At 31.8% G+C, this 23,689-nt stretch carries 15 protein-coding genes and 2 pseudogenes; 3 read left to right on the top strand and 14 right to left on the bottom strand.

Annotated features, from left to right (window positions below; all coding sequences use genetic code 11):
• Positions 1–132: 132 nt before the first annotated feature.
• Positions 133–603, top strand: coding sequence for a DUF5065 family protein (locus I6L50_RS30965; RefSeq protein WP_002137427.1), 471 nt, complete (start codon positions 133–135; stop codon positions 601–603).
• A 342-nt stretch (positions 604–945) separates the two neighbouring features.
• Here the strand turns inward: I6L50_RS30965 and I6L50_RS30970 are convergent, their stop codons facing one another.
• The 3 genes from I6L50_RS30970 to I6L50_RS30980 all read right to left on the bottom strand — a co-directional run bounded on the left by I6L50_RS30970 (position 946) and on the right by I6L50_RS30980 (position 5,892).
• The gene (locus tag I6L50_RS30970; protein ID WP_219303993.1) at positions 946–3,180 is read right to left on the bottom strand and encodes an MSCRAMM family protein; all 2,235 of its coding nucleotides are present in this window, start codon (positions 3,178–3,180) and stop codon (positions 946–948) included.
• A gap of 154 nt (positions 3,181–3,334) precedes the next feature.
• Positions 3,335–4,138, bottom strand: coding sequence for a class C sortase (locus I6L50_RS30975; protein ID WP_219303994.1), 804 nt, complete (start codon positions 4,136–4,138; stop codon positions 3,335–3,337).
• 92 nt (positions 4,139–4,230) lie between these two features.
• A complete protein-coding gene (locus tag I6L50_RS30980; RefSeq protein WP_219303995.1) occupies positions 4,231–5,892 on the bottom strand; it encodes an LPXTG cell wall anchor domain-containing protein in 1,662 nt (553 codons plus the stop codon).
• Between the two features lie 599 nt (positions 5,893–6,491).
• Here I6L50_RS30980 and I6L50_RS30985 point away from each other — a divergent pair.
• A complete protein-coding gene (locus tag I6L50_RS30985; RefSeq protein ID WP_219303996.1) occupies positions 6,492–7,727 on the top strand; it encodes an AraC family transcriptional regulator in 1,236 nt (411 codons plus the stop codon).
• A 301-nt stretch (positions 7,728–8,028) separates the two neighbouring features.
• Positions 8,029–8,255: pseudogene (locus I6L50_RS30990) on the top strand (hypothetical protein); the annotation flags it as partial.
• 418 nt (positions 8,256–8,673) lie between these two features.
• Here the strand turns inward: I6L50_RS30990 and I6L50_RS30995 are convergent.
• The 11 genes and pseudogenes from I6L50_RS30995 to I6L50_RS31045 form a co-directional block, all read right to left on the bottom strand.
• Positions 8,674–9,561, bottom strand: coding sequence for a DMT family transporter (locus I6L50_RS30995; RefSeq protein ID WP_374108440.1), 888 nt, complete (start codon positions 9,559–9,561; stop codon positions 8,674–8,676).
• Positions 9,562–9,705: 144 nt separating this feature from the next.
• On the bottom strand, positions 9,706–10,452 hold the full coding sequence (locus tag I6L50_RS31000) for an SDR family NAD(P)-dependent oxidoreductase (protein WP_002144105.1): 747 nt from the start codon (positions 10,450–10,452) through the stop codon (positions 9,706–9,708).
• Positions 10,449–11,189 (bottom strand): 2OG-Fe dioxygenase family protein, encoded by a 741-nt coding sequence (locus tag I6L50_RS31005; protein WP_085313137.1) that lies wholly within the window; start codon positions 11,187–11,189, stop codon positions 10,449–10,451. Before I6L50_RS31005 ends, I6L50_RS31000 begins: the two co-directional genes overlap by 4 nt.
• Before the next feature lie 641 nt (positions 11,190–11,830).
• Positions 11,831–11,971: a hypothetical protein gene (locus I6L50_RS31010; protein WP_219303997.1), complete on the bottom strand. Its 141-nt coding sequence runs from the start codon at positions 11,969–11,971 to the stop codon at positions 11,831–11,833.
• A gap of 310 nt (positions 11,972–12,281) precedes the next feature.
• Complete coding sequence (locus I6L50_RS31015) at positions 12,282–12,863, bottom strand: hypothetical protein (protein WP_219303998.1); 582 nt, start codon at positions 12,861–12,863, stop codon at positions 12,282–12,284.
• 81 nt (positions 12,864–12,944) lie between these two features.
• Positions 12,945–14,064: pseudogene (gene tnpB / locus I6L50_RS31020) on the bottom strand (IS200/IS605 family element RNA-guided endonuclease TnpB).
• 659 nt (positions 14,065–14,723) lie between these two features.
• A complete protein-coding gene (locus tag I6L50_RS31025) occupies positions 14,724–16,064 on the bottom strand; it encodes an MATE family efflux transporter (RefSeq protein WP_219303999.1) in 1,341 nt (446 codons plus the stop codon).
• 2 nt (positions 16,065–16,066) lie between these two features.
• Positions 16,067–17,428, bottom strand: a complete 1,362-nt coding sequence (locus I6L50_RS31030; RefSeq protein ID WP_219304000.1) for a hypothetical protein — start codon at positions 17,426–17,428, stop codon at positions 16,067–16,069.
• On the bottom strand, positions 17,425–18,804 hold the full coding sequence (locus I6L50_RS31035; protein ID WP_219304001.1) for an ATP-grasp domain-containing protein: 1,380 nt from the start codon (positions 18,802–18,804) through the stop codon (positions 17,425–17,427). Before I6L50_RS31035 ends, I6L50_RS31030 begins: the two co-directional genes overlap by 4 nt.
• Positions 18,805–18,819: 15 nt before the next feature.
• Positions 18,820–19,956, bottom strand: coding sequence for a phenylacetate--CoA ligase family protein (locus I6L50_RS31040; protein ID WP_219304002.1), 1,137 nt, complete (start codon positions 19,954–19,956; stop codon positions 18,820–18,822).
• 1,299 nt (positions 19,957–21,255) lie between these two features.
• Complete coding sequence (locus tag I6L50_RS31045) at positions 21,256–23,625, bottom strand: putative mucin/carbohydrate-binding domain-containing protein (protein ID WP_219304003.1); 2,370 nt, start codon at positions 23,623–23,625, stop codon at positions 21,256–21,258.
• Positions 23,626–23,689 lie beyond the last annotated feature (64 nt).

Consider the following 23,689-nt stretch of genomic DNA (forward strand, 5'->3'; position numbering starts at 1 on the left):
TTTTTATCGATTGATTGTCAGGAAAATCTGTATATGTTAAAATTCAAATAGAAAATATTCCCATATGATGATTAGACAGCTGTTTTTCATGAGTAAGATTTTAAAGTTCTTAATAAACTAGGAGGCTTAAAAATGAAACTTTTAGGAAAAGTAGCTATTATTGGAGCATTAACTATTGGAGGAAGTGTATTTTCCTATACTGTAGGAGGCAGTACACCTGCTTCTGCTGAATCTCAATTTATACAGAAAGCATCACCGGTTTTTGATAACTGGCAATGGCAAAACTATTTTTTACTCCACCATAATGCAGACTTTCTACAAGAATTAGCTGTTGGTGATTTGAAGCATGGAGATACTTTTGACATTACAATTTATACAGGTGGTAAAGATACAGGTATTGTAAAGATATACCGATTAAGTGAAGATGAGAATGAAGTAGTAAATATGCAAAGATATAAAACAATTTATGATACTGGTACTGCGCATAATTATGGTAGATTTGTAACACCTATTACATCAGTTTATAAGCCAGGATCATATGTAGCTGTTATGAAACTTGGAGAAAATTCTTATTATGGTGGCAGCTTTAAAATTAAAAAATAATGAATGTTAATTTCACTAATGATAATATTTTTGATATGATCAATGTATAATAAAAACATAACTCATGTAATAGTTTAGGCGGTATACTTGACCAACGGCCGCTTAGCTAATGAGTTATACCCCTTAGAAAAGGTACCTTGCAGCAGGGGTACCTTTTCTTTTATTTTTAGTGGTAAATTATTTTAAATAGAAACTATATAGTTAAATTCACCTGTTAAATCATCTTGTTCCTTACCTTAATCAGTAGTAATTGGAGGAAGCAAGTTGTTCTCCCTCTTTTCCTCATCATGAAACTCTTAATATCTAAAACAGCATCATTATACACAGCTGTTTTTTAACTATTTATACACGATTTTTCTTATAGAAACATAACACACCAAACATTAGTATAACACCAATCACATAAAACATTGTTGTGCCGCTGCCACCAGTATTAGGAATCACCCAATTATTCTTCGTATTTTTCACTGTTATTTTTTGTGTCCTTACTGTCTCTGTAATTTCTACATCTATTGGATCTCTAATTAACATATAGCCATTTGGTGCTTTTATTTCTTTAATCGTATATTTCCCAAGTACTAATTGCTTGGAAATCACCTTTCCTTTTTCATCTGTTGTTAATCTAGCAACTTCTTTACCTTCTTTATCTAAGACTTGAAATACAGCACCTTTTAGTTTTAAATTGATATCCTTGTCATCAACTTTCTCAATTTCAATTTTTCCACCCGGATCTGACAATTTCTTATTTCCTATCTTCATTTCTACTACTGCATCTTTTTCTACCTTTACAGCTACTTTATCTTTCAATAATTCATAATCTTTAGGTGCTTCTACTTCCACAAGGGTATAGTTACCTATTGGTAAATCTTTAGATATTGCCTCTCCTTTTTCATCTGTTACTAACTCTCCAACTACTTTTCCATTTGAATCTTCAATATTAAACTTTGCTCCTAGTAGCTTTTTATTTTTATTGCTCGTATCTACTTTCATCAGCTTGATTTTCCCTATTGGATCTGGCAACTTCTTATTTCCTATTTTCATTTCTACTACTGCATCTTTTTCTACCTTTACAGCTACTTTATCTTTCAATAATTCATAATCTTTAGGTGCTTCTACTTCCACAAGGATATAGTTACCTATTGGTAAATCTTTAGATATTGCCTCTCCTTTTTCATCTGTTACTAACTCTCCAACTACTTTTCCATTTGAATCTTCAATATTAAACTTTGCTCCTGGTAGCTTTTTATTTTTATTGCTCGTATCTACTTTCATCAGCTTGATTTTCCCTATTGGATCTGGCAACTTCTTATTTCCTATTTTCATTTCTACTACCGCATCTTTTTCTACTTTTACAGCCATCTTACCTTTCAATAATTCGTAATCTTTAGGCGCCTCTACTTCCACTAGGTTATAGTTACCTATTGGTAAATCTTTAGATATCGCTTCTCCTTTTTCATCTGTTACTAACTCTCCAATTACTTTTCCATTTAAATCTTCAATATTAAACTTAGCTCCTACTAATTTTTTATCATTATTATTACTATCTACTTTTTTAATTTTTATTTTCCCTGTACTATGCTTGTTCCAATGTTGCCAGTTAAATTTGAAATTGTGAAATTCAAATCCACCAGTTTGTTCCACTGCACCGACAAATGCTTGTCCATTAATTGAACCGCCTTTTGTTTCTAACACAGCATTTGGAGCAAATACACTTCCAACAACACCATACCCCTCTGTTGTGATCTTTTTCGCATTAGGAAAAATCCAAATCACTTTCCCATATAGCTCAGTAAATGGTGAATCGGTAGAGTATGGTTGAGAAGTAGGAATAATATCCGTAGCCCTTCCAATATTATTTGTGTCATATAGAATAGACCCATTTTTAAATGTAACCTCTTTTGCATCCGAATACATAACAATAAAATCTATGTCCTTAGCATTGGGTAAAAATACATCTCTTACATCTAAATTTGTTTTTCCTGTCAATTCTGATGAAACATAAATATTAGGATTGTTTATATCTTTTCCGATACCAAAACTCATATTTGGAATTGGGGTATTAGTTTTATATTGAACTGCATTTTTACTGACTTGGTTCACCATATTACGGAATTCATTAAATTTGGCGTCAATTTCTTGTTTGTCTTTATAAACAATACAATCATAAAAAGATTGTATGATACGATCTGGATCACTCTCTTTTGTCATTACGACTATCCCATTTTGAATGATAAAAGATTCCTCTCTTGATTTTTCAAATTTTCCAGCCAATAACAAGGACGGATATCCCTCATCAATCCATTTTTCACCAACTATATTAGATGTTCCCGCTGCTGCACCTACAATCGTATAACCTGATGCATCCATATGACCTTGAACTGCGATTGCCCCTTCAATGTCGCCACCTACAGCCCTATGGTCACCAAATACAACTGCATTATAACGCGATATATCACCTAAACCTTCTAAGTTTATCGTGGATCCATATGCTTCTTTTGGTAAATATACGACAAAACTTCCACATATCATTAACAAAACCATAAAATGAATACTTACCAGCTGTAATCGTAACCTCAATTCCCCTGTCCCCACCTTTACCCTATTCTTTTCTACAGTCGAATAAAGTGAAATCTTTATTATTCGGGATTTTTTTCATCCCCCACATATCTTCTTTACTTCTCTCTAAATTTTTGGGCCAGCTGCCCGTTAATACGGGATAACTAAATACATTCTATCTAGTTATTTTTTCCTTATAAATTACGCCTAGAAACACACTTAACAATAGAATTGGAACAATTATCGTCCACTTATTAAACATAAATAACTCTGTACTTATTTCTTGTTTTTCTTTCTGGTTAAACGCTACACGCTCACCTCGAACCAGTAATCTATTTGTGTTTACTCCATACGGCGTACATGTAATTAATGTGGTATAATCTTGATTTTCCACAATTTGTAGATCATCCGTTTCATGGGGTAACACTACTTTTATTTGATCTACTCTATAGGCAAGAACTTTGTCTAAAGAATGAATATAGAAAAAATCTCCTTCACTTAACTTATCTAAATCTGTAAATAATTTTGCTGATGGTAAACCACGATGTCCTGTTAAAATAGCGTGTGTATTTTTCCCACCCACCGGGAGTGAAGAATGATCTAAATGACCTACCCCGCGACTTAATACTTCCTCAGAAGTCCCTTTATAGATTGGCAGTTTTATATTAATTTTCGATATTTCAATATACCCCATTGCATCACCTAAATTTAACGCATCGGCATACGCTTCTTGATTATTTTTTTCTTCAGCAAATGGATCTGCAAATGTTTTCTTGGTTGTTTGAACTTGTTTATTATATTCCGCTGCTTCTTTTTCCCTACGCTCGATTTCTTTCTTTTTTAGTGCTTTGATTTTCTTATCGTAAGAGCTAATCTCAGAATAATGAACCCTAGTCGCCAACCAATTACTAATAGTAGGATATAAAAAAATGCCTAATCCTAATAAAAAAATCCCTCCCAAAACAAGATTTCGTTTCATATTCCCACCTCTATATATACTGAAATATCGAAAAGAGGAAAGCATTTTGCTTCTCCTCTTTTCACATCATATGGTTACATGCTCCTAAAACCTTAATTATTTGCAAACTTTTTTCTAAAGAATACAAATGCCGCTGTAACCATTAACGTAACACCTAGTGTAGTAAATAGAGTCGTTCCTATACCACCTGTCACTGGAAGGATCCAGCCACTTTTATTATTTTCTACCGTTAATTTAACCGATTGATTATTTTCGCTAATCTTTACATCAATTGGGTCCTTTAATAATTGATAAGAAGCTGTTGTACCATCTTCTTTTGTATATGTTGGTGCTTTCGTTTCAAAAATTTGATAGTCTCCGTATGGAATGTTAGTCCACGTAATAACACCATTTTCATCTGATACACCTGTTACTTCTTTTCCTGCTACAACAACTATTTTTCCATTTTTATCTTTAAGTACAAACTCTGCACCTTTTAATTTCTTCTTATCAGCACCATCAATTTTTGCTAACTCAATAATCCCAGTTGTCGGCACAACAACTACGGGTTTAGATTCCTTTTCCTCAATTATTTCATTTTTATTTGTAAAATCAATTTTTGCTATATTTAGAATTTCTGTACCAGATGGCACCCCTTCTTTTACTTGCGATTTAATTTGTAAATGAAATTCTTTTTTACCATCTAACTTTGTGAAATCTTTTACCGTAGCTGTTACTTTTTGACCTTCTACAGCTATTTCTACAACGCTTGCATTTACTTCCGTTCCGTCAATCTTTACGACTGGCTTTCCTTGAATTACTAAACGATTGTCCAAAGTATCTGTTACCACATATTTTTTGTATTCTTTAATGTCTTCTGGAATTAATGTTTTAATATCATAATTGTAAGTAGTTAATGGATTAATTGGTAACGTTCCTAGGTTTCCATTAATCTTTTTGTCAATAGTTGGTTCTTCATAGTTTTTCACTTCTACTTTTACTATTGCACCAGAAGTAATTGTGCCATCTTCGTTAATTGTTCCAGAGTTCTTAATAAAAAATTCGCGTTTAGTTGAATCTAACAAATAGCCTTTCGGAGCTTTTGTCTCTTGGAAATAGTATTCTCCATACTCTAATCCTTGCACGCGAATATGACCCTTACCATCTGTTACTAACTTTTTTCTAACTTCTGTGCCATCTTTTTTAAATAAAGAGAATTCTGCACCTGCTAACGCTTTATCGTTTGCACCTGTTTTTATTAAATCTACTGCACCGTGTTTAATCTCATTTTTCGGATACATATGAACATCATAGTTTAATACCTTACCCTCTTTATTTGTTAATGGAATATCCACTGTATACGTATTTGGATTTAGGTTAACATGAGGAGGACCTGCCACTTCTTTCACTTCATAACGTCCTAACGGAAGATCTTTCAATACAGCTTGTCCGTTATCATCTGTTACTACTTGAGTTGGAGTTGCCCCCATTACAGGCTTCGCATCTTCTTTCGCAATCTTCCCATCATTTGAAATTTTTTCGAACGACGCAACCTGTTTCACTTCAAACGTTACACTTTTTAATGGTTTCGCATCTTTTGGTACCTCTTGATTTGCAGAACCATCACCTTCTACCCCTGGTGCTCCATCTTTTTCTTGTTCATACTTATGAATCGTTAAAGAACCTTTGGTTGGTGAAGCTGCCTTTACCAATATACTAGACCACGTAGAGAACGTTAGGAAAAAGACTAAAAGCACACTAAATAATTTTTTCATTTCTCTTATCCCCTTTACTACTTCTATCATTTTAAAAACCTATTTATTACTATTTTTATCTAAATAGCAATAGTGTACCAAGTATCAGCATTGAACGAATAACATAAAACACAGTTGTCTCAATACCCCATTGTTTATAATCACTTATTCACTCTTCTCATTTTCTACCTTTATGTTGTCTCCCCATATGATATAAGTGTAATTTTCTCCCCTAAATTACACTTATATCTCTACTTCAAAAATCATTACAATTGTTACATATTAGATTTCATCGATAATTTTCACTAATCACTTAGAAGGCAATCTATTAATCTCTCCCCTCTTATCCCTATTTAAAATCCAATCTTAATCATCTTTTAATAATTTCCAGCAACTACTAGCAAATAAGTGTGGTGGTTCATATGTTCCGCTATCCTCAAAAACCGTTACCTGTATATTCAAATAATATGTGCTAATCATGTTAAATTATGGTATTATTCTTAGAAGTTTAGAATTTTTTTTAGAATTTTTTTATGTAAAGGCTTTCTGTTTCTATTTACTTTCGGAGAAAAGGATATGTAATTATTCAACTATTACACGCAACTGTAAGGAGGAAGAATATGAATAAAACACTCAGTCAAGTAGATATAGAGTACATTTGCAATATGTTTTTCCAGTCTTTTGAAATTCCAGTTTGTTTTTTAGATTGCAACAAAAATATTCTTTTAGATTTCACATCACATAATGATGCACCTCCATTTTATACATCAAAAGAAGAAAAGTTACATGCGCTTTATCAGAAAAACGATCCATATAATTTCCCTATCTTTAGAACTCACCAACATCTAGAGCACTTCATTTTAATTCACATAAAACATGATTATATGGTTAACGGTACTGTTATTATTGGACCTGCAACACATGTAAGCTTTTCTAAAAAGAGAACGGGTAGAAGCTTGCACTTCATTCCAAATTATAAAAAACTAAGTGATTATTACTTTTCATTGCCGGTCAAAGATCAATATTCCTATGTAAATATAGCGATCTTGTTCTATAACATTCTCTATAAAAAAGATTTAGATTTAGATGTAAGTACCTTTTTAAATAACAGCGACTCACTTCATGAAACTCATAGTGGTTTCTTGAACGAAGATGTATATATTTCAATGCAAAAAAAAAACGAATCTAACTGTCATAATTTGTATCTAGAACAACAACTACTTGATGCAGTAGAAAATGGAGATAAAGAAACAGTACTCAAATATTTTCATGTATTCCAACAAGAGACTCTTGCATCCTTATCTTCATTTCATCAATTGAGACGTCATAAAAATGTTTGTATTTCATCCATAACACTCGCTACTAGATATGCGATAAAAGGAGGTCTTCCTTCCGGGATTGCTTATACGATTTATGACCTACACATCCAAAAGACAGAAAATTCAAAAGAGACAGAGTCCGTTTGGGAATTATTAAAAAACGTTTTCTGTACTTTCGCAGACCGTGTAAAGGCACAAAAAACACAGCAACACTCAAAGACTATTGCGATTTGCCAAAACTACATTTTCAAAAATATTTATAATCAAATATCTGTTAAACAACTTGCAAAAGTTGCAAACGTAAATTCGGATTATTTATCTTTATTATTTAAAAAAGAAGTTGGTATTTCATTAAGTGAGTATATTCAATGTGAACGAATTGAAGAAGCAAAGAAATTATTAACTTTCACAACCTATTCCTTATCAGACATATGTGCTTCGCTCAATTTTAGTGATCAAAGCTACTTCACTAAAATTTTTAAAAAATTCACCAACGAAACACCTGGTAAATACCGAAAATCTCATGTTGTCATATAAAGTGAAACTTCCATTAAAGCAACTTGTTTACAGTAACTAATCAATGGATGTTTAGTGTTAACCCACATCTATTAACCTTAAGATTTAGACTATTTTTGAAGTGAAAAAACGTTACTATTCTTTTATTTTAATGGGAATAGTAACGTTTTTTATATGTCATGTATTTATGTATTCAGAGGAGCATGCTATTCTCTACAAGATCATCCAAGAGCAAAGTCTTATGAAAGCCAAGTGCACCCATAACAACTATAATCATATTTATTAAATAAAGATTTTAAAAAACGTGCCATTTCATACAAGTCTTCCTTTTGAAATTATGGCAGCAGGTAAAAAATTAAATGATGTAGGCATTCGTGATAATGATAAACCTGAAGGTCTTGCTATATTTGTTATAGTTACTGGAGGAAAAGACGATTTTAAACAGCCCCTTACTTTAGATGTAAATATAAATAGAATTGGAAAAGTAATTGGATCTTGGAAAGTTGAAATTCAAATTGATACTTCACATTAAAAAATAATACTAATTAAAATGAAAAAAAATAGAACAATATGTATCTAATGCTCAGTTTATATGTTTTCTTATTTTCGCTACATTTATTTCTTATATAGTTTTTACTCTATCGTTTATTTATGATTTAAGTTTATAACCTTAAATCAATCATATAAGACCATTACAAGAAAAAACTCCCTAAAAAAGCAGGAAAATAAATAACCGATTCCTTAACGTATAAGGAATCGGTTATTTTGTATCTAAAATGTGTCTAAATGTACAATTTTCTTTTTTTGATATGGTGCCCCCATGACAATCAAGCTAAGTTTTCATGATGCCCCCAAAACAAGAATTTCGTGAATTTTTACTGTTTTGGGGTGTTTCTTTTCACTAGATTGATGGACATGTCCTGCTACCCCAATTATGTAGCAAGTGTTTTTTTATGATTTGATTGTTTTACAATACACGAGCGTCGTCTTCTATAGTTTGTTTTTTAAATTTTCGGGTCTTACTTTTAGATTTTTTAAAAGTTAGAGCCATACCAACAAAAATTAGAGTAATCCCTGATACTTGCATTAAAGTTGGTCGGAATCCTGTAAGCACCGTGTCCAATAAAATTGCTACAGCTGGATCTAAAAAAACTAATATCGAGATTAATTTTGTTGATAAATCACGTAAGCTATCAAAGAATAAGTAGTATACCAATCCTGTATGGATAAGGCCGGTTGCTATAATATACGTCCAATTACTTTGAGTCAGTCCATGGAATGCATCAAAATCTATAAAGGGTATTAGAAGAAAAATCCCTAAAAGTGTTTGCAAAAAGGTCATTGCATAAGCACTCATGTTCTTAATACCTTTCCCAAATAAAGTTGTAAATGCATAAAACAGAGCTGCGAGAAGTCCCCAAACCATGCCAGAAGACATTAACGAGTCGAAAGAGAAGTTTTTGTTTATGCCAGCGATTAATAACGCTCCTACAAAGCAGATAATGATAGAGATAACAGATAATACTGTTAATTTCTCTTTAAAAACAATACTTCCAATGATAAGTACAATTATTGGAGCAAGGTGATAGACTGATATAGCAACTGTGACCGACATATTTTCAAACGCTTTAAATAAAAATACCCAATTAAATACAAGGAAAAATCCACATATCAAGACTTGAATAACTTCTTTTCGTTCCCATTTATCATGTTTGTACTGTCCAGTAATTAGCCAGCATAGACTTAAAAATATTGTAGCAAAAATGCATCGTACAAATACCAACTCAAATGAAGGTAAATTTGTTTGTACGGAAAAAAAGCCGACTGAACCGAAAATAACCATTGATATTATCATCTTCAGAGCCGGTAATGATTTTCTCTCAATAGAATTTTGTTGAATCAATTTAATCCCCCCGTTAAATATCTAATTTTTAGTAAGAAAAGCACCGTCCTTCTATAAAGGGCAGGTGCTTTTAATTTATCTACAAAAAACCCTTCATTATAAATTTTTCCCAGCTGTCCAACCACCATCTATGACAAAGTTGGAACCTGTAACAAAGCGAGCCTGATCAGAAATTAAATATTCAATACACGAAACAATATCCTGCGGTAGTCCCCACGTATCTAAGGATTGATTGCTTTTTATAAGGGATACCAAACGCTCATCACTAAAATATTCTTCTGTAAGCTCTGTCCTAATGACACCGGGAGAAATACTGTTCACTCGTATGTTCTGCTTACCAAATTCCATAGCCATCTGTTTAGTAAGTCCAATTAGAGCATGTTTTGATGCAACATAAGCTGCTCTTTCAGGTTCAGCCATTAATCCTGAAACAGATGCTATATTTACTATGCAACCTTTTGTTTTAGACTTGTACCAACGCTTAGCTGCTTCCCTTGAAAGAATAAATGGTGCTACTAAATTAACATCTATTACTTTTTTAAATAGATCATCAGAGAGTTCTAATACAGGTGTTATTTCCCTGATACCAGCCGCATTTATAAGTATGTCGGGACAAAGGGTATCTGTATCCAATTGTATAAAAAGATTATTAATCTCATTGCTGTTACTTAAATCTATTTGTACTAACTTAAAAGACGTATGTGTTTTTGTATAGTCTACTAATTTATTTGTATTAATATCAAGAGCTATTACATTAAATGATTTTTCTAAAAAATATTCAATACAAGCATTTCCTATACCACTGTTGGCACCTGAGATCATAATAGTCTTATTTTTTATCATTTTGGCTCCTTATAAGAAAACGTTACTAATAAAATGTCACGTAAGGCTTCTGTATTACACTCTGTTCCTAGTGGTGTTACAGCGTGGAATACCTTTTGTCCAAATACTAAAGTTTCTAGGGGATCCTTCAAGCTAATAAGCTTGTTAATTTCCCTAGGGCTGTTTGCGATCAGATTGTCTCCGCCAAGAGCTGTATTACTTAAATTCATGAGATGTAAAAAGACAATCGGCTCATCATCCTTATGTAGCCAAATTGGAGAGCTAAAAGAAGGATTTTCTCTAGTTGCCTTATATCTGACTTGATGTAGACCTATAACCAAATCCTTACTTGTATCAAGTATATTTGTATTAGATGCAAATTCACTATCAAAGCGAACAATTTTCTCAATTAATGAATTATGTAAAAATTCATCTGTTATACTGTTGAAATTTCTAATTTTCCCACCATCGTCATAATTATATTCTTCAGATTGGAAATATCCATTGTCTGTATCTAGAACATAATCTGAAGAACCCGCGTATTTTATATATCTTGAATAGGCTCTAGCGCGACATTCGCCATATGCGTCGTTTTGTAAGCTGTAGTAGTCTAACTGTGCTTTCGTTAGTAATGCTTGATCTTCTTGATCTTGTAAAAAAATATCATTAGAGATTTGAATGTATCCATTTGATTCGAATTCATGTACCTTTTGTTCTACGTCAAAACTGCTTGTCTTATTAGAAACTGTTGTTAGCATAAGAGCACCTCAAACTTTCAAATTATATTTTCCCTACTGTATATTCAGCATAAAGCATGGGTTGAGGAGTAATATGTTCAATAACCTTAAATATAACATGTTAAATTAATACACAACATTAACTATCTATTAATTATTTGGTCATTAATAACTCCTATTACAGTATAAACCATATTAGAGAATTTCTGCAAACTTATTAGAATTGTATGAAATTTTATTTTAATTAGTTTTTTATTCTGACTCGCTAGGCTTTTTCTCTTTATTCCCCATTTTTGCTTGTCCTCTCCAAAATGTCAGATGTATCATTCAAATAAATTCTTTTCAAATAACGTCGATTAATCCATCTGTATAAATATATATATATATATTTATATTTATAAACGAGAATTGATTTTTAAAAAAGGTAAAATATTAACCTTTTATTAGTAGAATGTTTTATCTCCATATTTTTATTATTGAAAAAAATAAGTGTTAAATCAAATGTAAATATTCATATCGTTATTTCTTAATTATAAAATATAAATAACCATCACTGCTAAATGGTACGCTATGCATGACCACCTTCATCCTAGTCCAGCACTAATCTATTAGCAAAACATTGCCCCCTTATTTCGAATGCCTTCTCTTTTTATCTTCTTTTTTCAACAATCTTTTGCTAATTTAATATCCAGTTGTATGTAGTCGAAATCATACGTAGCACAAATGGTAGCTATCTTTTCAGCTCGTTCTTTAGACGACACTTTTACAATCATTGGACGTTCTTTCGAACTTAATGGGTACATGGTGATTTCCTTCTTCTTTTTCAGCATATTTTGGTCGTATTCGGATTCTAGATGGGGACACACGACCTAAAAAAGAAAATTATACGTTAAGGAAGTATGTATCGATTACAAATACAAACATATATTATTCTAATTTAGAATTTACATACCTATGTTCTTTTGGGTGTCATACTCCAATATCTTATTCATAACGAGTCAACATAATCCATCATTATCAGCAGCAACAAAAAGGCTTACCCTTTTATAATAAAGAGTAAGCCTTTTTGTTTACTTATTAAATAAACGACTCCACAATAATTTTTTATTTTATTTATTTGGCATTGATTCTCAGATATCCGGTTAAACCTCCGTAAACAATATCACCATCTGGCAAAACCTGAATCAAGGAATAAGCTCCATTATATGCTTGACTGTCTCCTAAGATTAGGCGCGTTTTAACCTTTCCTGTATGCCAGTCGAGTCCAGTAATCTCCCAATCTCCATCAACGTAACCATTGAAATAAGCTTGATTATTACCCGCACTTACCATAGGCACTACCGATGGAGAACTCACATCTGGATTCGCCCATGCTCTTTTCCACTTATTTGTCTTAAAATCCCACTCGAATTTTTCTACTCCTTTTTCATCAAGAGAAAAGGAGTTTGACATAGTTTCCCCACTCAGCTTAATATACTGTACTTGCTCTTTGAAATAGCGATCAATAACCCCAACTACACCTCCTCCTGTTACAAAGACCACTTGGCCGTCATAAGTAAGATTCAATCCTAACAATGCATCTTTCAGGTTTGGATTTAATAACTCTTTTGGCAGTGTAAATTTCCGTTTTAATTCAATTTCCGAAAATGGATCATACGAATGTTTGTCTCCAAAAACCATAATGCTATCATTCACAACGGTTTGAACTACCCCCACTTTCACTTCGTTTAGAAGTGAGGGATTCCCAAGTAAAGAGTTCTAACGAACTCTAATTGATTAGGCTAGCTCCACAGTCCTTGTGGTTAGAAGCCTTATCGCTTCATTCTTTAGATTAATACTTGCGTTAATATCCCTATCATGGTGTGTACGACAAGAAGGACAATCCCATTTACGTAGGTTTAGATTTTTAACGTCTTTGTTTTGATATCCACAACAAGAACATAATTGGCTGGAAGCACATGTTTTCAATACGACAATGACTTGTTTGCCATACCATTTTGCTTTGTATTCCAACATGGATCGAAATTGCGACCATGATACTTCACTAATGGCTTTTGCTAACTTATGATTCTTTAACATATTCGATACTTGAGAATCCTCTATACCGATAACATCGTGGTTTTTGATGATTTCAGTTGACACTTTGTCCAAGTAATCTTTTCTAGCATTCGTCATGTATTCATGAATTCTAGCTACTTTTACTCGCTGTTTATTCCAGCGAGAAGATCCTTTCATTCTTCTAGAAAGAACACGCTGTGCTTTTACCAACTTCTCTTCTAACGATCGAAAAAACTTCGGATTTTTATAGGTTGTTCCATCTGACAAAATGGCGAAATCTTTTAGTCCCACATCCATTCCAATGTAAGAATTTGTTTTCGGAAGTTCTTGCACTTCTGTTTCAACTAACAATGACACAAAGTATCTGCCAGAAGAGTTCCATCTAACCGTAGCATTTAAAATACGTCCCTTTACTTCACGAGTTTTGGCAACTTCATTTTGTTTCCTACAACGGCAATGTTTTCATTTGTTTGTTTGTTTGTTTGTTTGTTTGTTTGTTTGTTTGTTTTGTGGTGTAAGATTGTACGTTGTTTTTCTTAAATTTGAAACGCGGGGCACTAGTTTGTTTTTTGAAAAAGCGTGTATAAGCATCCGCAAGGTTGCGAACAGACGACTGAATCGCAATACTATCCACTTCTTTTAGCCAAACAAACTCTTTCTTCATGGCAGGAATTTTGGCAGAGCATGTACCATATGTCAAACCTTTCCCTGTCTCTTTGTATGCGTTATCCCATAGAGATAGGAAATGATTGAATACAAAACGAGAACAGCCAATCTTTTTATTAATTAGGGGTGCTTGTGTTTTATTTGGATAATTACAGAAGTTCTTCGTGCTCATTTAGAAATATCACCTAATCTATTCACCTACTTTTTTACCACATATATTCAGCATCGTTTTCATCAAATCCATCATCTCCTTCTTCATTCATTTCAATTAGTAAAAGAATTCTCTTATCTAATTCAAAACCATTATATTTTTTCTCCTTGAATTAACTCTTTCATTACTTGATCTACATATTTTTGTTCATAATCTTCAAGTTCCATTTCCTCAATAATTTGTTTCCTCTCTTTTCCTTTCCTTTCCATGAATAACTGGATAAAAAGGCACTTGATATTTTGTTTTCTATTTGATTATTTCTAATGATAAGCCCCCTATTGTAATTAATCCGTTTATCGTTATAAAACATTATTTTTTTAAAAGAAAAGACACCCTAAGGTGTCTTCTTCCGAGTTAAACCACTTAATAACTACCAAGTGTTAACTGATAACAAGATTGAATTAGTATGTACTTCAAAAAAACTGCATGTAAATTGTTTATAATTCCTTACAATTTACATGCAGTTCATTAATTAATAAATCTTAAAGCTCATTCCCTAACCCGGACGATATAATGCTTCTTCTTAATAACATATTAAGGAAATAACGTTACATACATTATTACTTTCACTATTTTAAAACGGTTAATCAAAAGTTATCTTAAGTAATTTACTAATATCATTAACCACTCGCAGCAGCATCTTTTATTGCTATACTAGACCAATCTAGCTTCAAATACCTATAACCAAAAGCAACAAATAGTCCCGCAATGTAAATATAAAATCCAACCCAAGGACCGTAAATCCCCAATTCTAATACAAAGGTAAATATAAAAGATAATGGTATAAACACGAACCACCCTAAAATCAAAGCGACTTTCATTGTATAATAATTATCTCCAATTCCTCTTAGTCCCCCAGCCAAAATTAACTGAAGTCCGTCAAAAATTACAAACAGTGAAGCAAACCGTAATATCTCAACAGTTAAGGACAGTACCATTTCTTCTGTAGTAAATAATTTTGCGATATATTCCGCACCTAAAAAATAAATAATTGTAAAAGGAACTATAAAATATAACCCTATTTTTACAACATCAATACCGATTTTTTTTGCAATCAATGGACTTCCTTTTCCAATCTGTTGACCTATTAATATAGTTGCTGTTACGCCGAATCCTATACCAGGTAAGTATGCAAGTGATATTACATTCAACACAATCTCCGTGGCAGCCAATTCTATATCACCAACTCTAGAAATGAACACAGTAAAGAGAAGCATCGCCCCACTCATTCCAAGTTCTTCTAGACCGATTTTTAAACCTTCGAAATTTACTAATTTGAATTTCGTCTCTTTAAAACTTATTAATTTCTTTGTAGCATACCAATTATTTTCTTTTAAATAACAAACTAGTAAACAAGTAACCTGGACAATTTCTGAAACAATGAATGCCCAACCTGCCCCTAGCACACCTAATTTAGGGAAATATAAATAACCATTTACTAGTAACAATGCTAATAAAACATTTAAAGTGTTACCCAGCATAGAAAAATACATTGGAGTTTTTGTATTTCCTATACCTCTAAAAAATCCATTTAATACTACACGAAACATATTTATAGAAAATGCGATTATTCTTAATCCTAAATATCCTATCCCTATCATTGCAATACTAGATGAAACTCCCATTACTTCAAAGATCCATTTAGGCGCAAAGAATGCAAATAGTATAAAGAATGGAAACAGAACAATAACAGAATAGATTCCAGTATAAGTATATATACTACATTTTTTAAATTCTCTAGCTCCATAAGATTGGGATACTAAGAAATTTACAGCAAAACCAATACCACTGAATAGAGCAAACAAATTTAATATAATTACATTTGTAATACCTACTGCAGCAATGGCTTCATAGCCTAAATGGCCAATAATTATAAGGTTTATTACTCCCATAAAGTTAGTTGAACTCATTTCAATTATGGTAGGAATTGTCATCTTTAAAATCTTCTTATTTTTACTCATTTTCAACTCCTATAAAAAAGACATGTCACTGCTGCACCATTTCCCAAATTTACTACATCGCTTTGTTCACATGGTAAACCTCTTAACATTGCTCCTGCAAATTCTCCATTGATAACATAAAGCCCCCAACATAAAATAGCTTTCCTTAATTCGATTGATTTATTTATCAAAAAAGGAATCTCCTCTTCAATTGGATATACTCTCTCTTGAACAATATATACGGAATCAGTTTTTAATAAATTCGAAATTTTGTTTTCCCAATCATTTTCATTAAACTTCCAACCTAATAGTACCTCATTTCCCCCATATCCAATTGTAGGTTTAATAACAAGGTTATCTTTGTTTTTTATGATATAATCAATTCCATTAGTGTCCAAATTATTATCTGGAATTATAATGTCTTTTAAAAATCGCGTCCATGGGATACACCTTTCTATTAAATTCAACTCTTTTTTTGTAAATAAATGTTTATACTTTGGATCTGAAAGAAATGCAAAATTCCCTTTATTACTATAAAGCTCTGTATGAAATCCTGTTAATAGTTCCAAATTCCCTGCCTGGTAAGCTTGAACGATTGGTTTTACTTCTTCAGGATTATGAAGAGCATCATCACACAAAAATACTCGATATACAATATCAATTGTATGATTTCCTACCACTAGCATATCATTATTACATTCTACATCTTTTTGAGAACATATCACTGCCTTATATCCAGCTTCTATTAACCTTAATTTAATATAATTTAAAGTCCCATAATAACTATCCAAATATTCATCCCAATCCATAACAGCAATTGTTATTTCACTATTTTCTTTTCCAATTTTTATAGCTAAATCCTGGATACTCTTTATTAATTTATCCATCGGGTCAATATAATTCCATCTTTCAGATCCAGTTAATGATTTGTAAAACCCATAAGATGTCATCATTTTATTTAAATGACCTATATCGATTCCTCCGACACTACTATCCACATTTAACTCTAACAATTTATGTCCAATTTTTGTGAAATATAAATCACTACGAGCTATTAAATTATCATTCTGATATGTCGATATCATTAATTCATATTGTTTCTCCGAAAACCCTAAAGCTGTGCACATAGTTAAGATATTTCCCTTAAATATGCGTTCCGGTAAAGATACAATAATATCTAACAATGATTTAGTATCTTCACTAATAAGGTTTAATTGTACTTCATCTAAAATCCCCGGTTTTGGAATGATTTCTGTTTCCTTGTCCAAATAATACTGAAGGATTCGGTCTTCAACCATTTTATTTTGTAACTTTTTAAATGAATCGACTGCCAGTTGAGGCATATCTAAAACCTTTAAGTTGAAATCATCAATAAGTGCCTTCATATACTCGCTACCTCTTCTTTTATAGCTTTTAATGCTATTACAGGCTGCTCGTATCCACCTTGTCCTAAATTTATAACAGCTTTATCTGAAATACGTGATACAATCCCAGCATATTTACCTCCAAACATAAATATATCAATGCCAAACTTTTTATTTTCTTTTATAATATTTTCGCCTTTACATTCCAATATCTCCACACTTGGAATTTTATTATACTCTTGGACTATCCAGTTTTCATTTTTATTATTCTTTATAATTTTGGACCATGTCTCATGATTTGTATATTTACCTAAAAATACGTTTTCTCCACGTGTAGAATTGTCTACTTTTAAAACAAAAAGATCTTTATTTTCAATAATATATGAAATTAAATTTACTTCTTCTCCTTTGAAACTAGTAATTGTGTCTTCTAATTTCCTTGTCCATAAAATATGCTTATTAACCATTTCAATTTGTTCTTTAGATAGATATTTTTCTTGGAATTTTGAATCTGTAAGTAACGCTAAAGTCATTTTACTCTCTCCAATAAACATAGAAGAATACGAGTTAACGTTACAGACTAATCCTCGTTCACATGCTTCAATTACATCCTTCATATCTTCATTTCCCAACTCTAATTGGTCTACTTTATTATAAATAATATCAATTGGTTGTTGATTAAACATTAACCGTTTTCCTTGTGAGTCTAATTTTAAATCTCTCAAATCACAAATAATAATTTTGTAACCCATTTCACACCCATATCTTTGAATGTGCTCTAATTCATACGAGTATTTTTCAGCATAATTCACAAGCGCAATTTGAGGTTCTTCCTCATTACCTCCCATTTCTCTATAAGCACTGACCAGTTCATTAAGGAATCCATTAGGTGTATCACACAGAAATTGCTTCTTTTCATAAGAATTAGTGATTTCTTTAATTATAGGTAAATCAAACCATTTCTCTTTCAATTTTCCCAATACAACAACGCCTCCAGGACAACAAGCATTCGGTTCAACTACTTTAAATTCATATCCACCATTCCATATGCAGTCAAACCTTGAAATGCGTATCTTCCTCTCATAACCTGGATTGATATTAATTAGCTTTTCATATTTACTATAATATGAAAAGTATTCCCTAATCTCTGTATCTTTCTCATAAGCATCTAATACTATTTCTAGAGAATCAGATAATATTTCAGAAGCCCTCTTAAAATAATCGTTTTCTTCATCTGTAATTGCTAAAGGTTGCACAGAAAAAGGGAGTACCTTTCCTTTAAAAACCAAACCCTCATTCTGAATTATTTGATCTACTTTCCTTAATGTTTCTTTTAAACCTACTTCATTTTTTGTTGCTAAAGAATGAAATTCTGATTCGATTTTTTTAAATAACATATAAAACTCCTCCTTTTATTTTCTTTTATCAATTACACGAACGACTTTTCCTGAACTTTCGGAAATTTTCATTTTTTCTCTTCCTACTAAGCTAACTTCCAATGGCTCAATAACTTGTAATTGAATCATTTGTTTTAATTTAGGTGTAAAGTTTAATATTCGATTTTTAATTATACTTATCAAATGTTCTTCAATTTTCTCATCCAGATTTTTTCCTGAAACTTCAAAGGACACTTGAATCTTATCTCTATTTTGATGTTTAGTTATTAACAATTGAAATTCCCCAGTTTGCTCTTCTAAATGACTACATGCTTGGGCGAATATTTGTGGAAATATTTGTTCCCCACCTAATTTAATTATCTCCCCTTTTCTCCCTACTAATTTAATTTTAGGATTTGTTCTACCACATGGACATAAAGTATCTATTTTCATTGCTAAATCGTTAGTTTGGTATCTAATAACTGGCATTAACTTTCTTTTTAAATTTGTAATAACAAGTTCACCAATATCCCCATCTTGTATAGGTTGACCTTTTTCATTTAAAACTTCAGTATATTGCAGCTGATCATGTATATGATACATACCTGGCTCACAGTAATCACACTGAAAACCTATAGTACCCACATCCATGCTTTGAAATACAGATTTAAAATTTTTTACTCCTAATATGGACTCTAAATAATTCTTTGTAGAAGAATACATTTTTTCGCCACCATAAACAATCTGATTTATTGAAAGAGTTTTGTTTGACTTCTCAATATATTGCGCTAACGGTATTACATCAGATGGCATAACCAATAGCGTTGTAACATTAAACATTTTAATATAATTAAACAGTCTTTCGAGATCTGAGCTAATACCAATGGGAACAATTTTACATCCTGTTCTTTCAAGTCCTAGGTAAACAGTAAATTCAGATGTTAAAAATCCAGGCACTCCAAATGTAGCAACTGTATCATCTTCATTAATCCCAGCCATTGCATAACCTTTTCCATGAAAGAAAATATTCTCTTTCAATTCATCTGAGGTCAAATAAATAATTTTAGGTTCTCCAGTTGTCCCTCCACTTGTAAATACATACGAATTCTGGGGTAAACCTGTTAGCATATGTCTGGGAGGTGTCGTTTTAATAATATCTTTAGAACTTATCATAGGAATTTTTTGGAACTCCTCCAAACTATTAAGATTGACTTTCACTTCTTTATAAAATGTTTTATAAAATGGTGAATATTCCTTAGCTAAAGATAAAACTTCATTAATTCTTTCTAGTTGCCATTTTTGTTTTTCTAAACTTGGGATAAAATCCGTCGTTTCCTCTAATTTTGAAAATATTAAAGTATTAATTAAAGATCCTCTCCTTTTTACTTAATTAAACTATGCAATACATATATTATTTTTCATCACATCCAACCCCATAATTACTAAATTATGTAATAAACGTTACAACCCAAAGTTTATACACAGGAATTATTTTTTGGAACGCAAAAAATACTACAAATTATTACATTTTTCGATAATTATGTATTTTTTAGCATTTTTTTATTTATTAGTAAATCCAAGCTATTTTTCATATTTCTTCAAATTCTAGTTTGAAATATATGTATGTTATATACATGACTGAAAAATCGGAATTTTATTGATAAATCCAACTCTAATTGATTTTTTTATAAATATATATAGATTTTAATTTATTATATTTGTTATTTTAATCATTTTTATACACCAAGGAACAAAATATGACACAGGGTTTCTACTTATTACTTTCGTCCTAATGACATTTCAAAATACTAAATGACCATTAATATTAACGCTTTATAATGCTTAAACCACAATCTCTAATTACTATATGTAATAAATCAACAAAAACTTTTTCATATTTGATAGAACAAAAGAGTTTAGTTTCAAGTAGATACAATTTGAATAAAGCAATTCTTTCAAACAAATATAATAATATTTCATTGTTTAAAAAAAAGCTGAGGATTCCCCAACCTTTTTAATACATCTAATCTCTTATTAAGGGGAGCACCATATCACTATCAAGCTAAGAAAAACAAATTCCCCAAAAATAAAAAAGCGTAGAAATAAAACCTTTCTACACTTTTTTATTACTTAACTAATTCTAATTTCTCTTTTTAAAATACGATTAATTGTACCGTATGCAGCTCCTATTCGAATTGGATATGTTTTTTCAATACCATCTTAGGTATCACCTTCAGTAACTTCAATAAATTCGCTTAATGGAATACGAACCTTTACTTATTGCTGTTTGAGACTCCCACGACTGAAGTCGCAAGCCCGAATCCTTATGGATTAACGTGTGGGATTCTTGAATGACTAAATGTCTTAAAGAACTAATTAAAATGATAAACTTCACTATTAAGTAATAATATAATTCATAAAAAAAATTATTTTGCTAATGCTGAAATAACAATTCTATCAAATAGACTATATTTAACTTGCTGTAATTGGTCTCCATAAGGATAACGAGAATATCCAATTTGAATCTCCATTTCCTTGGTAACTTTGAACAGCTTCATAGATTTTCCCTTGATACTCTACTCTATCCCCTTTTGTATATGCTTTCTTCGGATCCCATTTTTCATAAGAAGTATTTTGCTCTTTTGTTTTTATACTAAGAGCACTACTTTGAATAGATTGATTTCCAACTGCATCTATAGCCTTCACAGTATATTTGTATTCTATGTTAGCAGTCAGTTTGCTATCAGTAAATGTGGTTCCCTGTACCGTTTGAATGAATTTCCCGTCACGTAATACTTGATATTCTTTCACACCTACGTTATCTGTTGATGGATTCCATTTTAGGTCTACGCTATTTGCAGTAATGTTGGTTGCTTGTAATCCTTGAGGCTGTGTAGGAGCTTCTGTATCCGGGTTAGGGTTAATAATTTGATCAACTTTCTTAAGACCATTAACTGTAACTTGATACACTATCTTCTTACCAAAGCTCTCCTGTACATTTTTATCCACATTTATAAGAGTCGCACGGTTTCCACCCTCTAAATGCGTAAACTCAATATAGTCTCCGACTTTCACCGAAACTTTTTGTGTTTCAGCATTCTGTTGCCTGTTTCCATAAATATCTTTATTATATACCACTTTTCCAGATGAATTTTGGACTTTCACACTCGCATATGTACTATCAAAGTAATGATGTGGTACACCTGCTTTTAATTGAATTTGCATTTCTTCTTTTGTCTTATTAAAATCTAATTTTGCAAACTCAAAATCTCCTATTCCTTTCATTGACCATACAAATTGGTTTCCCTCTAAAACATTAACAGTATTTGATATATCTGGACTATACCCCAAATTTGACAAGATTGACTTTAAATCTGGTAAAACACCAATTTTATCTATTGAAGGATCCTGAGATTTGGTACCTGTAGTTGGATTACTTAGTATGTTTCTTAATTCAGCTGGTTTATAAGGGCGACCTAAATGTTCTTTAGCCACACCTTGTATTGAAGTCGCTGCTCCAGCAATAATTGGAGAAGCACTAGATGTACCACTAAAGCCAGTTGTATAGAGATTTTTAGTAATTCTATTAGGTTCAGCACGAGTTGTATCTACGTTTTCTCCCCAACCATAAACATCAATTCTACTACCATAATTTGAAAACCATAAACGTTTATGAGGAACAGTTGACGATGCGGCTCCAATCATTATAGCTCCTGAATCTTTAAAGTCCGGACTATTGCGATTTAATACCTGTTTTCCATTCTTATCTCTAAATTGATCAAGGTCATTAGTACCATTTGCCCCGGCTTCTATCACAATAATTCCTTTATCAGTTCCAGCTCGTATTGCATCAAAAATAGCTGGCTGTACTTCAACAGGTAAATATTTATCTCCATATCCATCATAAGATGCTTGTGCTTCTAATAATAAAATATCCCCAGCTTGTAAATTATGTACAGCATTTATTATCGCATCAGCCGTATTATAAGACCCATCACCTCTTATTTGGGATACTACTTTAACCTTTGCCTTTGGTGCAATTCCTATGTTACCAACCTTATTATCTTCAGCAGAAACAATTCCAAGAACAGAGGTTCCATGACCAACGTGTTGATCTATATTTCTACCAGATATTAGTTCAATTTTTTGATTTACTAAATCTTCATGGTCTAATAACCACCCATACTCCATATCTACAAAAGTAGTTCCTTTTCCATCTCCACCTTTAATGCTCCAAGCATAAGATGCATTAATCCCATATGGTGCTTCCTTAAGATATCCCTGGTTTAAAAATCTTGGATCGTCGTAAGGGTTAAGCGCTAAAGTAGGTAATTGTATTTCTGGTAAAAGAGTTGGTTTTTCTTGCATATATACTTCTTCAACAAGATGAGATTTCTTAAGCTTGTCCATCAACGATTCAGCTGTTACTTTATTAGGAACTTCTACCTTATAATAATCTAGTAAATTAGAAGATGATTTCTTTTCAGTTTCCCTCGTATCTTTATCAATATTTTCAATCTCTATTGGGTCCACAGATGTAAATAAACGCTTTAATGTTAGCTGTGGAAATTCAGAAAAGATTTTTACTAATTCCGGATCGCTATCTTCGTTTTTTATTTGTTTTTCAAGTCCATCCTTATACGGGAAATTCACTTCACTTTTAAACTTTACAATAATGTGATCTTCTTCTTTAATATCTGCCTCAGATTGACTTATATTTTTCACGGAATATTCAGAATCCGCATACACTTCATCGGGATTTTCATGAAATTTAATTAACTCTAATCCTGTAAAGGCTGTAAGTGCAATCGTAGAAACGAATATCCCTTTTATAAATTTCATAATGAATACCTCAATTCTTATTTCTTTATATAAAAATTTATAGATTATTTAGGATTCTACAATG

Origin of the sequence: Bacillus sp. FDAARGOS_1420 (assembly GCF_019344915.1) — a bacterium.
In the GTDB taxonomy this organism is placed as follows: Bacteria; Bacillota; Bacilli; order Bacillales; family Bacillaceae_G; genus Bacillus_A; species Bacillus_A mycoides.

Excerpts from the sequence above, each read along its gene's own strand:
- I6L50_RS31010 (WP_219303997.1), bottom strand. The coding sequence starts at position 11,971 with ATGTACCCATTAAGTTCGAAAGAACGTCCAATGATTGTAAAAGTGTCG.
- I6L50_RS31005 (WP_085313137.1), bottom strand. The coding sequence starts at position 11,189 with ATGCTAACAACAGTTTCTAATAAGACAAGCAGTTTTGACGTAGAACAA.
- I6L50_RS31045 (WP_219304003.1), bottom strand. The coding sequence starts at position 23,625 with ATGAAATTTATAAAAGGGATATTCGTTTCTACGATTGCACTTACAGCC.
- I6L50_RS31000 (WP_002144105.1), bottom strand. The coding sequence starts at position 10,452 with ATGATAAAAAATAAGACTATTATGATCTCAGGTGCCAACAGTGGTATA.
- I6L50_RS30995 (WP_374108440.1), bottom strand. The coding sequence starts at position 9,561 with ATGATAATATCAATGGTTATTTTCGGTTCAGTCGGCTTTTTTTCCGTA.
- I6L50_RS31040 (WP_219304002.1), bottom strand. The coding sequence starts at position 19,956 with ATGATAAGTTCTAAAGATATTATTAAAACGACACCTCCCAGACATATG.
- I6L50_RS31025 (WP_219303999.1), bottom strand. The coding sequence starts at position 16,064 with ATGAGTAAAAATAAGAAGATTTTAAAGATGACAATTCCTACCATAATT.
- I6L50_RS30980 (WP_219303995.1), bottom strand. The coding sequence starts at position 5,892 with ATGAAAAAATTATTTAGTGTGCTTTTAGTCTTTTTCCTAACGTTCTCT.
- I6L50_RS31035 (WP_219304001.1), bottom strand. The coding sequence starts at position 18,804 with ATGTTATTTAAAAAAATCGAATCAGAATTTCATTCTTTAGCAACAAAA.
- I6L50_RS31030 (WP_219304000.1), bottom strand. The coding sequence starts at position 17,428 with ATGAAGGCACTTATTGATGATTTCAACTTAAAGGTTTTAGATATGCCT.
- I6L50_RS30975 (WP_219303994.1), bottom strand. The coding sequence starts at position 4,138 with ATGAAACGAAATCTTGTTTTGGGAGGGATTTTTTTATTAGGATTAGGC.
- I6L50_RS30985 (WP_219303996.1), top strand. The coding sequence starts at position 6,492 with ATGAATAAAACACTCAGTCAAGTAGATATAGAGTACATTTGCAATATG.
- I6L50_RS30965 (WP_002137427.1), top strand. The coding sequence starts at position 133 with ATGAAACTTTTAGGAAAAGTAGCTATTATTGGAGCATTAACTATTGGA.